Genomic DNA, 11,872 nt, shown 5'->3' with positions numbered 1-11,872 from the left:
GAATTTTATTAACAGCAGCCGGCAGACTGCTAGAAGAGAAATTTTGCCCGTGAAAACCGGAGGGAGGTCAGTGAGACGCGAGCCTTACTGACTGACTTCCGCACGAGTCTGGATCTCTTCCCAGAGCTCGTCATCAACGGTGATCGTCTCCGCAGTTGCTCGCTGGGCAGACGCCTCACCGGGGAGGCGAATCTCGTCGACACCGCTCGCACGGGAGAGCGATTTCAACGATTCGACGAACGCATCTGCTCGCTCAGTGAATCCGTCGCCACCGAGTGCAGCAGGGTCGATGACGATGAACAGATCGCCTTTGGTACACTCATTTTCAGTGTGATACGTCCCAGTGACGTCGTCTCCCATCGCCGCTCCCACGAGACCGCCAGCGAGGATTTCGATGGCGATTGCGAGGCCCGACCCTTTGGTGCCGCCGAACGGGAGGATGACACCGTCCAGTGCAGCATCCGGGTCGGTCGTCGGTTCGCCATCAGCGTCCAGTGCAACACCCTCGGGCAGGGTGCCACCCTGTTGGCTCATCTTGAAGACTTCTCCACGGGAGATGCTCGACGTAGACATGTCGAGATTGAACGGCGGGTCGGTCGGAATCCCAATCGCGAGTGGGTTCGTCCCGAGAATCGATTCCGCGCCACCGTACGGTGGCATCGCTGGCTCGGTGTTGGTCATCCCGATCGCGACGTAGCCCTCAGCACGTGCCTTGTCGGTGTAGTAGCCCAACATCCCGAGATGATTCGAGTTGTGGACGCCGACGACACCGACGCCGTAGTCGTCTGCGCGGCTCGTTGCCTCTGCCAGCGCTTCGAGTGCGACGACCGGCCCGAGTCGAGAGCCACCATCCAGCGTCGCTGTTGCACCCCGGTCGCGGACGACAGTCATCTCTCCTGCTGGGTCGACGTTGCCGTGGTCAACACCACGAATGTATCGAGGCAGGCGAATCAGGCCGTGTGAGTGCTTCCCTCGAGCATCCGCATCGACGAGCATCTCTGCCGTGAGCCGGGCATCAGCATGGTCGACACCCGCTGCTTCGAAGGCTCGTGTCGCAACCGCTTCCGCCCGCGCTCGGTCGACGTCAACCATGAGTTTACGTCGACGGCCCGATGCGGTGGATGGCGAACTGACTCTCACCCATCGTCTCCGAGAGCGTCAGTTTGCCGTTGACCACATCCTGAATCTCGTCCCACAGTTGGTCAGTCGCCCAGTCGAGCGACTGGTCGCCAACGAGTGCTTCGCTGACGTCGACGTCCGTCTGTTCAGGGACGCGTTCTGCACTGCCGGGATTGCCCGTGATCTTGAGCGTTGGCATGACCGCGTTCGACAGAGTGTGGCCCTGTCCGGTCGAGATGACCATGAAGTGTGCCCCACCGGCACCGATACCAGTGACCGACTCTGCACCGTGTCCGGGGGTGTCCATGATGTACATCCCAGACTCGTCCGGAATCTTCTCACCGTAATCGATGAGATCCTGAATCGGCCCGTCACCGGATTTTACGAGCGCGCCCAGCGACTTCTCTTCGATCGTCGTGAGTCCGCCGTCCATGTTGTCCGGGGTGGGCTGTGCACCGCGAACGTCGTACCCAGTCGCTTGCAGGCGCTGGTTCCAGTATTCGACGCGGTCGAGAATCTTCTGTTTGACTTCGTCGCTCACTGCGCGCTCGGCGAGTTCCTCTTCACCTCCGAAGAACTCGGGGGTCTCCGCGAAGACACCACGGCCGCCCTGTTCGATGAGTCGCCAGACCGCACCAGCAGTCGCGTGGTGCTGACAGAGTCCACTCGTCGTGTCCGACGTTGCGCAGTTGATTCCGAAGGTGAGCTTCGAAGCGTCGTGCGGGGCTCGGTTCATCGCACTCGCGTCCTGGACCATCTCTTGGGTGGCATCGACGGCTGCATCGAGTGCGTTCATCACGCCTTTCTCGTCGTGAATGTTGATCGAAGCACTCGGACGACCCGTCTCTGCAATGTCGTCTGCGAGTTCGTCACCGTCGACAATCTCGCCTGCGTGTGCGACGACGACTGCTCCGTAGACGTTCGGATGCGTTGCGTAGCCAAGCAGGGTTCGGTACGTCTGGAAGACGTCCGGCTTGGTCTGACACCGACCGAGCGGATGCGTGATCGGGATTGCGTTTTCGACGATATCTGCCGTGCGTTTCACCGTGTCGTTCGCGTATGGGGCCGTCGAGACGACGACGACGTGATTGCGAATGCCGACACTTCCATCTGGACGTTCGTAGCCAAGGAATTCTGTCATTGTGTCTGGATCTGTGTTCGTGTGCGGGTTATTCGTGAATCGCTTCTGCTTGGCCGTCGCCGGCGAGGTCGCCGCGGCCGTAGTTACTGTCGACGTTGTGGACGTGGACGCGGTCACCCGTTTCGATATCCGTACTGGCGTAGCCGATACTCACGCCGTACTTGTAGATCGTCTCGCCCTCTGGGATGTCCTCGATTGCAACCTTGTGTCCGAATCCGATATCGCCGTTGATGGTAATCGTCCGTACCTCGTCACCAACCGCGACATCGACTGTCTCGTTCGCTTCGACGTCACGAAGGACAGTCGCAACGTTGTCACTGTTCTCTACGACCTTCAGATATCGGTCTGGCATACACAATCCCACACTTATGCTCGTCTCTTAACTCTTTGGTTCACCGTCATGACAACAGTGCCGAGACAGCGACGAGTGAGACGATGCTCATCACGACGAGATACGCCAGAACGACGAGTACGGGCGTCAACCCTGCATTTCGGAATTCGTCGAGTTGCATCTCGAAGCCGAGGCCGACGAACGCGAGGGTAAAGAGCCATTCAGAGAGCGAATCGAGCATTCCAATCGTATCGGCGGGCGCGCCAGCGAGATTGACGAGGACGGCAACGGCGACGAACCCGATGATGAATTTGGGAAACTGCCGCCACACCGTCGCAATCGAAACCTTCGACGTGCTCGATCGGGTGTAGTACAGTGAGTAGCCGACGACGACCACGCCGATGAGCGAGTTACGAACGAGTTTGGTCACCGTCGCCCACTCACCTGCCGTTGTAGAGTGTGCGAATCCAGCCGCCGTCACCGGCCCCGTACTGAACATACTCAGCCCAGCCCAGACGCCGAACACCTGACTCGACAACTGGAGTGTCTCTCCGACGAGTGGGAACGCAACGAGCGTCACTGCGTCGAACAACAGAACCGTCGCAACAGCGTAGGCAATATCGGATTCGTCGGCGTCGATCCCACCTGCAACGGCAACCACAGCAGAGACACCACAGACACTTGACCCAGCAGCGAGGAGCGACCCAGTTCGCTTGCCGAGGTCGGCGACGTGTGAGAACGCCTCGATGAGGACGATTCCACAGAAGACCACGACCGTCGCGAGTGCGATAATCGTCGGGCCTGCATCCACGAGTTGTGCGAGCGTCAGTCGCGCGCCCAGGAGGACGATACCTACTTCGAGAATGAGCTTGTGACGGCCGATACCCGATTCGGCCCACGACGGCACACCCATCGTATTCGAGATGACTGCACCCATCCCCACAGCGATGAGGAGTGCGTTGAAACCGGGCACCACGGGCGCAACGACTGTCGCTCCAAGCGCGAAGAGTCCGAGCAGTGCAAAACCGGGGAGTAACCCGTGTGCGCGATCGGTGGGCATGCGACTACAGACCCGGGGAGAAAAGCAGGACCATCGTGCACACACTCCCAAGAATCGTGGCTTTCCACCCACGGTCGAGATGTGACCAACGGTCGCGAAGGAGTCGTTCCAGTGTCCTACTCGGTGACTGCGAGGCTAGTTCGTCGGCTGTCATGGCTGAGCGGATACTCTGTTGAATAAACAGCGTCCACATAAATCATTGGCCGTGAATAGTGATGACATGCCGTAGATTTATGTGGGCGTATCATGACCGTGTTCATAACATGGGTAGTGCCAATCAATCACAGGATCAGGCGGTTCCTTCGGGTTCGTCGAGACCCGGGACAGGGAGCCGCCTCGAGCGATACAAAGAACTCAGGCTGACCGAAGAAGAGTTAGCGACTGTCTTGTTGACACCAGTGTTGTTGTATCTCGGGATAATCTCGTTTTACCCCATCGTAGACACGCTCTGGGCGAGTCTCCACACGGGATACATCCTCCCGACTGAACCACTCACGTTTGTCGGCCTCGAACACTACGAGTCGTTGCTCTCGAACGGGAGCTTCTGGAATTCGCTCAAGGTGAGTCTCATCTACACCTTCGTGAGCGTGCCAGTCGAACTCGTCATCGGGCTTGGCATCGCGCTGTTGCTCAACCGTGAGTTCAAAGGAAAGTATCTCGCACAGGCAGCGATTCTCTTCCCCTGGGCGCTGCCGACGGTGATTAACGCAAAGATCTGGGCGTGGCTATTCCACGGTGAGTACGGCGTTATCAACGACATACTCATCAGAGTCGGCATTATCGACGCAGCCTTCCCCTTCCTCGCGAAGCCTACCGCTGCGCTCGCGGCGATGACGTTCGTCACGATCTGGAAGACCAGCTCGTTCATGGCGCTCATCCTTCTCGCCGGGTTGACGGGCATTCCGTCGCATCTCTACGAGGCCGCGCGAATGGACGGTGCATCGAAGTTCGAGCAGTTCCGCGACATCACCCTTCCACTGCTCAAGCCAACGATTCTCGTCGCGCTCATCTTCCGGACGCTGCCGGCGTTCCAGGCGTTCGGGCTTCCATACGGATTGACGAACGGTGGCCCGGGTGAAGCGACGACGACACTCGTCCTGTTCGACCACAACCTGACGTTCACCCGCTTGAACTTCGGGATGGGGTCTGCCACTGCAACTGTCATCACGCTCATCGCGTTAGGAATCTCGATAACCTACGTTGCCACTCTCTACGAACCGGAGGTGCGCTAACATGAGCACTGAAACCCACCGTGCAAATGAATTCGACCTGCAAGAAGTCGGGAAGACACTGGGCTTTTACGGCTCAATCGCCGCGCTCGTCATCATCTCGTTCTTCCCAATCATCTGGATCTTCATCACCTCGCTGAAGCCCTCGGCAGAGGCGATCCAGTTCCCCGTCACGTACATCCCACAGACGATTACCTTGGAGAACTACCGAACTGCACTCGACCAGGAGCCATTCCTCCGGTACCTCCTGAACTCGTTCATCGTCGCCTCGGGAACGGCGATTATCGACGTGTTCCTCGGTGCGCTGGCAGGCTACGCGCTGTCGCGACTGCGATTCAAGTACAAAGTCCACGTCCTGCTCATCATCCTGTTCTCCTCGATGCTGCCGTTCATGTCACGGCTCATTCCGCTGTTCAAACTGGCACGTGACCTCAGCCTGCTCAACAACTACCTTGGGCTCATCCTCCCCTACGCGGCGTTCCAACTGCCGTTTGCGGTCTGGATTATGCAGGCGTACTTCAAGGAACTCCCCGACTCACTCGAAGAAGCCGGGCTGATGGACGGCCTCTCGCGCATTGGGATTCTGTTCCGCATCATCCTCCCCGTCTCCGCGCCTGCGATGGCCACGACGGGGATTATCGTGTTCATCTACGCGTGGAACGAATTCCTCTTCGCGCTCACGTTCATGACAGAAGAGAGCATGCGAACCATCACGGTCGGCATCGCACTGTACGGCGGTGAGTACACGTTCCCGTGGGGGACGATCTCTGCAGCAGTGTTCATGTCCGTCGTGCCACTCATCGTGTTCATGGTCTTCTTCCAGCGGAAGGTCGTCGAAGGCCTGACCGCTGGCTTCGGAAAAGCCTGACCACCAGTCGGCCGCACTTACGTTTTCGTCAGGTTCTGTTTGACAACTGGGAGTCGTCAGTGAGTGTTCGACGCAGTACTGCTCGACGCCGATTCCGACGACGGACTATTCGACGCCGTTCACGACGTTTTCAGGTGCTTCGCCTTCGAGTGCGGCCCGGACGTTCTGGGCGGCAGCGCGGCGACGTTCTGCATTTGCTTCTTCTGAATACCAGGCGACGTGTGGCGTGGTGACGACGTTGTCGTGGGTACGGAGGGCATCGTCTGGCGCCGGAGGCTCAGTGGGGAACACGTCGAGTCCCGCGCCGGCAATCTCTCCAGCGTCGAGGGCGTCTCGAAGCGCATCTCCCTGCACGATTGGCCCACGTGCGACGTTGATGAGTGCAGCCGTCTCTTTCATCTGTTCGAACTCGGACGGCCCGAACAGGCCGCGAGTCCCGTCGGTCAACGGCGAGTGAATCGTGATGTAGTCGGCGCGACCGAGGAGTTGTTCGAACGAGACGAGTTCTGCGTCGTGTCCCTCGAGGTCTTCTGCGGAGAGGAACGGGTCACTCGTGATGATATCGACGCCGAATCCAGCGAGGCGTTCGGCCACTGCACGGCCGATTGCACCGAAGCCGACGATCCCGACAGTCTGTGAAGACAGTCGCGAGAGCGGTGCAGCAACATCGCGGTCCCATGCACCTGTTTCGACCGAGGCATCGTACGTGGTGACGCCGCGGTTCAACGACAACAGGAGTGAGAGAGCGTGCGTTGAGACTTCTTCGAGACAGTAATCAGGGACGTTCGTCACGGGAATCGACAGTTCTCGAGCAGTGTCGGTCGCAACGTTATCGACGCCGATTCCATAGCGAGCGATAATCCGACACGACTCCATCGACGAAACGAGGTCTGCACCGATATCGTACCGGAGATTGAGTACACCGTCGGCCGCAGCGAGAACGTCAGCTGCGTCGTTTCGCTCTTGGCCGACGTCGTCGGTCAGCGTGACGAGGTCTGCGATATCACCGAGTACCTCGCGTTCGATGTCCAGGTTCTCGAAGTCATGGTCAGTTACCACTACGGTGTAGCTTGCCATACGCTACCGAACTACAATTACGACCAAAAAAGCTCCGACGGTGTCAGATAATGAGTTCCGAGTCGTCGGTGAGGTAGCGTTCTGCGATGTCGGGGTCGAGTTCGACGCCGAGACCGGGGCCTTCGGGAACGTCGATGTATCCGTCTTCGAGAATCGGGCCGCTTCCGTGGGTCCGAATCGCGAGGTCGTTCCACCACGGAACGTCACGCGAGTGCCATTCCATCGCGATGAAGTTCGGAATCGCCGCAGAGATATGGGCACCGGCAATCGTTCCGAGTGGGCTCGAGATGTTGTGCGACGCGATTGGGATGCCGTAGAGGTCGCAAATCATCGCAATCTTTCTGAACTCCCACAGGCCGCCACACTTGTTGATATCTGGGGCGGCGATATCCATGATTCCCTGGCTTGCTGCCTTGTTGAACTCGGCTGCCGTGACGAGGTTCTCGCCGCCGAGGACTGGGAGATTAAGTTTTTCACGGACGTACTGTTGTGATTCGAACCGCTCCGGTGGGACTGGGTCTTCGAGCCACGCAAGGTCGAACGGCTCGAGTTTCTTCCCCAGTCGAACTGCGGTTTCGCTCGTGAAGTTCCAGTGGAGGTCCATCCCGAGGTCGATATCGTAGCCGATCTCGTCGCGGACGGCTTCGACGAGTGAGACCTTGTGTGTGATCGCCTCGTTGTCCATCCGGCGATTTGCGGTGTCTGTGTCGGCGTGGGTTGGAACGTCGAGGTCGAATTTCAGTGCGTCGAATCCTTCGTCGACGACCTCGCGGGCGGCTCGCGCGTACGATTCAGGCGTGTAGATCTCCTTGGGGTCGTGCGACCCGGCTTCGCCGAGTGACTCGCCGGCGTGTGTATCGCAGTAGATCTTGATCTCGTCACGATATTTTCCGCCGAGGAGTTCGTAGACAGGGGCGTCGAGAATCTTGCCTTTGATATCCCAACACGCGGTCTCGATAGCGGTGAACGCTGCCTGGCCGATGCGTCCACAGCCGGTGTACCGTTGGTTCAGTAGTTCTGTGATGCGGTCGATATCGAGAGGGTTCTCACCTTCGAGGTCGATTCCCATGCGCCCGGCCATATCGAGTGCCGCTTCCGCTCGGAACGTCTCACCGAGACCGTAGACGCCAGCATCCGTCTCGACCTTGACGATGCCCCAGGTGAAGTTCCCCGCGATTGCCATCGTCTTTATGTCGGTGATTCGGATGTCACGTTCTTCCGGTCGGTGTGTCTCCTCGCGTCCGAGGTCACGCCACGGAACACCGCCTCCTTGTGGGATACGGTAGTCCGGCTCGTCGTGTGATGCCATCGCATGAATCGTCTTCAAACAGGTCAATAAGAGTTGTGGTCGTCTGGATTTCTGCGACCACGACCTGAGGTAGGTTTATTAAGATGTTCACTCTCGATGCAAGCAGACAGATGTCACGGACGACGATAACCAATGTCAGGACGTACGACGTCGACGGGCGGACCATCACCCTCGACTGCGAGACGGAGAGTACACAGGAGCGACTCACCGAACGTGGCCCCGTCGTGGTGACAGTCGACTTCTACAACCCCGAAACCTTCCGTTTCGAACTCAGTGCGAATCCAGAGGTGGTGCGGCCAACTGACCTCCCTGAGTACAAGACCGACGACGTCGTCGACGACGTTGCACTCTCTGTCGACGAAGCCGACGGAGAACTCGTCGTCGAAACCGACGCCCTCAGACTGCTGATTGGGCTCGACGCGTGGTCGTTCCGTGTCGAAGACCACGACGGGACCGAGACCTACGCGATGCAAACCCACGATATCGACGTCCGTGGAAATCCCCGTGTCGACCCACTCTGGTTCGACGAACAGGAGATAAATCACGGCCCTCACCGCATCGAGCAGACGGGCGCGTCGTTCAAACTCCGCCCGACCGAGCGCATCTACGGACTCGGAGAGAAGTTTGGGCGACTCAACCGTGTCGGCAACGAATTCGAGTCGTGGCACGTCGAACCGCTTGGAACCGAAACCGAACGAGCATACAAGAACATTCCATTCCACCTGTCGACTGCGGGATACGGACTGCTCGTCGATACGACGAATCGCGTGTCGTACGATATCGGTTCGTCGACCGCAGCGAGCGGGACGATTGCCGTCGACGACGACTCCTTCGCAGGGGTGTACTTCCATGGTCCATCACTGAAGGCGGTTCTGGAGACCTACACCGCGTTCGTTGGCCGCCCGCCGCGACCTCCAAAGTGGTCGTTCGGTGTGTGGATGTCGCGACTGGGATACGAATCCCGCGAGCAACTCGAATCGATCACTGCACGACTCCGTGAGGAAGAGATACCCAGCGACGTCGTCCACCTCGACCCCTTCTGGATGAGAGAACAGAAATCGACAGACCTCGTGTGGGACACCGACCAGTTCCCCGACCCAGAAGAGATGATTGCAGAGTTGCACGAAAACGACTTCCACATCTCACTGTGGGAACACCCACACGTTCCCGTTGGCACCGAGGCGTTCCGCGAGGCACGTGATTCGGGCTATCTCATCGGAGACGGGACGGGCAAACCGTACGTGATGGACCGAACCTGTCAGGGGGATTATCGGGGTGGAATTGTCGACTTCACGAACCCCGACGCAGTCTCCTGGTGGAAACAGAAACATTACGACCTCCTCGAGATGGGCGTCGACACGTTCAAAACCGACTACGGTGAGTACATCCCCGAAGATGCCGTGTTCTCGAACGGTCGGTCTGGGAAAGCGATGCACAACGTCTATCCGTATCTGTACAACCAGGCAGTCTACGAAGCGATCGAAGACGTCAACGGAGCAGACGACGCGTTCCTCTGGGGGCGTGCAGCGTGGACGGGGAGCCAACGCTACCCAGTTCACTGGGGTGGCGACCCGCAGACGACGATCAATGGCATGGCTGCCGCACTCCGTGGTGGCCTCGCGGCCTCAATCTCGGGCTTCGGGTTCTGGAGTCACGACATCGGGGGCTTCAAAGGCGAACCCAAGCGAGAAGTCTACATTCGGTGGGCCCAGTTCGGCCTGCTATCGAGTCACGCACGCTGTCACGGGACGACGCCCCGGGAGCCATGGGCGTTCGGCGACGAAGCCGTCGAGATCTTCAAACGGTACGCTCGGCTTCGGTACCAACTCATGCCGTACCTCTACTCGTATGCAGAACAGGCTGCACGGACGGGGATGCCCGTCGTTCGACCACTCGTCCTCGAGTACGAAGACGACCCGCGGACGCACGAACTCGACACCCAGTTCCTCCTCGGGAACGAACTGTTGGTCGCGCCTGTGTTCGACGAACGCGGGACGACAGACGTCTACCTCCCAGCAGGCGAGTGGGTCGACCACTGGACCGGTGAGCGATTCGATGGCGGGCAAACCGTCACCGTCGACACGCCACTGGACACGATGCCGATTTTCGTCGCTGCGGGTGGAATCGTGCCAAAGCGAGCGGCGACGCAGACAGTCCAGTCGGGTACGCCTTCGACCCTCACGGTCGAGGTCGAACTGCCTGCAGGTGGGCAGTGCCACTCGACGTTCCCGTTGTACGACGAAGACCGCGACGAGGTTGTCACGGTGACCTTCGACGCAACGGCATCGAACTACGAACTCACGGTTGACGAGTCAGCTGTTGACTCGTTCGAACTCGTCGTGTCCGGCGTTCGAGACGAACCAGACACCGTGGTTGTCGATGGTGCCGAGCTGGCGTCGCAAGACTGGGACGTCCACGACGGCACGTTGCAAACTATGTGAATAGTGACCACGGGGAATGGTTTTATTAGTGCGAATCAGAAACAGACAGTTAGCACTGAATAATCATGGGTGAATTAGAACTCAACACTCTGCGGAAGGTCTTCGACAATAATGGGAACGATATCGTGGCTATCAACGACCTTGATCTCACCATCAACGATGGTGAGTTTCTCGTCCTCGTCGGCCCGTCAGGGTGCGGGAAGTCCACAACGCTTCGGTGTATCGCAGGCCTCGAACACGCATCGTCCGGCCAGATACTCCTGAACGACCGCGAGATCACGTACGCAAAGCCAAAAGAGCGAGATATGGCGATGGTGTTCCAGAACTACGCGCTGTATCCGCACATGACCGTACACAAGAATTTGGGGTACGGTCTGAAGATTACGACCGACCTTTCGAGTGACGAAATCGACAAACGCGTCGAAGAGATTGCAACCATGCTGGAGATTCCTGATCTCCTCGAAAAGAAACCAAAAGAGCTCTCCGGCGGGCAACAACAGCGCGTCGCACTTGGCCGAGCGATCATCCGCGAGCCAGAGGTGTTCCTCATGGACGAACCCCTCTCGAATCTCGACGCCAAGCTTCGAACGACGATGCGAACCGAGATTCAAGAACTCCAGCAGGACCTCGGAGTCACCACAATCTACGTCACCCACGACCAGACCGAGGCGATGACGATGGGTGACCGAATCGCGGTCCTGAACGATGGGGAGCTCCAACAGGTTGGGACGCCGCTGGAGTGCTATCATCAACCTGCAAATCGCTTCGTCGCAGGCTTCATTGGCAGTCCGGGCATGAACTTTATGGACGTCAATCTGTCTGGTAACGCACTTCAACACGACAGTTTCGTCTACCACATCTCAGAACAAACCCGGGACATACTCACCGGCGAAACCGAGGCACTGACGCTCGGCATCCGTCCTGAGCACATCGAAGTGGCAACCGGAGACGCTCGAAATAGTGTCGACGCAACGGTGAAAGTCGTCGAGCCGATGGGTGAACTCTCATACGTCTACCTCGAGATTGGCGACAAAACCCACACCGCGAGTATCGATGCAGACCGAGAAATCGGTGCAGGCGACCGTGTTTCAGTTGTCTTCCCCGAAACGAAGCTCCACCTCTTCGATCGGACGACCGGCGAGACGATTCTGTCTGATGGCGACGAAAACCAGACGGAACAGACGCAGTCTGCGTCCTCGTAGGCCACCACGACGAACAGGGCAGTTGTGAATCGGGCGAACGGATTTGGTGTTTACTTCTCGCGAACGGATTTGGCGGGCGTGTGCGTTTCGTCGGG

General features: G+C 58.6%; 10 protein-coding genes. 4 read left to right on the top strand and 6 right to left on the bottom strand.

Annotation, left to right across the window (positions count from 1 at the left end):
• Positions 1-84 precede the first annotated feature (84 nt).
• The 4 genes from ACK3SC_RS11735 to ACK3SC_RS11720 are packed head-to-tail and all read right to left on the bottom strand — an operon-like array spanning position 85 to position 3,651.
• Complete coding sequence (locus tag ACK3SC_RS11735; protein WP_416840372.1) at positions 85-1,092, bottom strand: Ldh family oxidoreductase; 1,008 nt, start codon at positions 1,090-1,092, stop codon at positions 85-87.
• 4 nt (positions 1,093-1,096) lie between these two features.
• The gene (locus ACK3SC_RS11730) at positions 1,097-2,260 is read right to left on the bottom strand and encodes a UxaA family hydrolase (RefSeq protein WP_416840371.1); all 1,164 of its coding nucleotides are present in this window, start codon (positions 2,258-2,260) and stop codon (positions 1,097-1,099) included.
• A 28-nt stretch (positions 2,261-2,288) separates the two neighbouring features.
• The gene (locus ACK3SC_RS11725; RefSeq protein WP_416840370.1) at positions 2,289-2,612 is read right to left on the bottom strand and encodes a UxaA family hydrolase; all 324 of its coding nucleotides are present in this window, start codon (positions 2,610-2,612) and stop codon (positions 2,289-2,291) included.
• A 46-nt stretch (positions 2,613-2,658) separates the two neighbouring features.
• Positions 2,659-3,651 (bottom strand): YeiH family protein, encoded by a 993-nt coding sequence (locus ACK3SC_RS11720; RefSeq protein ID WP_416840369.1) that lies wholly within the window; start codon positions 3,649-3,651, stop codon positions 2,659-2,661.
• Positions 3,652-3,914: 263 nt separating this feature from the next.
• On the opposite strand from ACK3SC_RS11720, the gene ACK3SC_RS11715 reads away from it, so the two are divergent.
• Both ACK3SC_RS11715 and ACK3SC_RS11710 read left to right on the top strand, forming a co-directional pair.
• Positions 3,915-4,883, top strand: a complete 969-nt coding sequence (locus tag ACK3SC_RS11715; protein ID WP_416840368.1) for a carbohydrate ABC transporter permease — start codon at positions 3,915-3,917, stop codon at positions 4,881-4,883.
• 1 nt (position 4,884) lies between these two features.
• The gene (locus ACK3SC_RS11710) at positions 4,885-5,748 is read left to right on the top strand and encodes a carbohydrate ABC transporter permease (RefSeq protein WP_416840367.1); all 864 of its coding nucleotides are present in this window, start codon (positions 4,885-4,887) and stop codon (positions 5,746-5,748) included.
• 105 nt (positions 5,749-5,853) lie between these two features.
• Here the strand turns inward: ACK3SC_RS11710 and ACK3SC_RS11705 are convergent, their stop codons facing one another.
• Both ACK3SC_RS11705 and ACK3SC_RS11700 read right to left on the bottom strand, forming a co-directional pair.
• Entirely contained in the window at positions 5,854-6,825 is a 972-nt protein-coding gene (locus ACK3SC_RS11705; protein ID WP_416840366.1) for a C-terminal binding protein, read from the bottom strand.
• Positions 6,826-6,868: 43 nt separating this feature from the next.
• Entirely contained in the window at positions 6,869-8,134 is a 1,266-nt protein-coding gene (locus ACK3SC_RS11700) for a mandelate racemase/muconate lactonizing enzyme family protein (RefSeq protein WP_416840365.1), read from the bottom strand.
• 83 nt (positions 8,135-8,217) lie between these two features.
• On the opposite strand from ACK3SC_RS11700, the gene yicI reads away from it, so the two are divergent.
• Positions 8,218-10,575, top strand: coding sequence for an alpha-xylosidase (gene yicI, locus ACK3SC_RS11695; RefSeq protein ID WP_416840364.1), 2,358 nt, complete (start codon positions 8,218-8,220; stop codon positions 10,573-10,575).
• Positions 10,576-10,640: 65 nt separating this feature from the next.
• On the top strand, positions 10,641-11,777 hold the full coding sequence (locus ACK3SC_RS11690; RefSeq protein ID WP_416840363.1) for an ABC transporter ATP-binding protein: 1,137 nt from the start codon (positions 10,641-10,643) through the stop codon (positions 11,775-11,777).
• Positions 11,778-11,872: the final 95 nt, after the last annotated feature.

The organism is Haloferax sp. DFSO52 (genome assembly GCF_048158745.1).
Classification (GTDB): domain Archaea; phylum Halobacteriota; class Halobacteria; order Halobacteriales; family Haloferacaceae; genus Haloferax.
The sequence above is the reverse complement of the archived record's forward strand: the minus strand, read 5'-3'. Positions and strand labels throughout refer to the sequence as shown.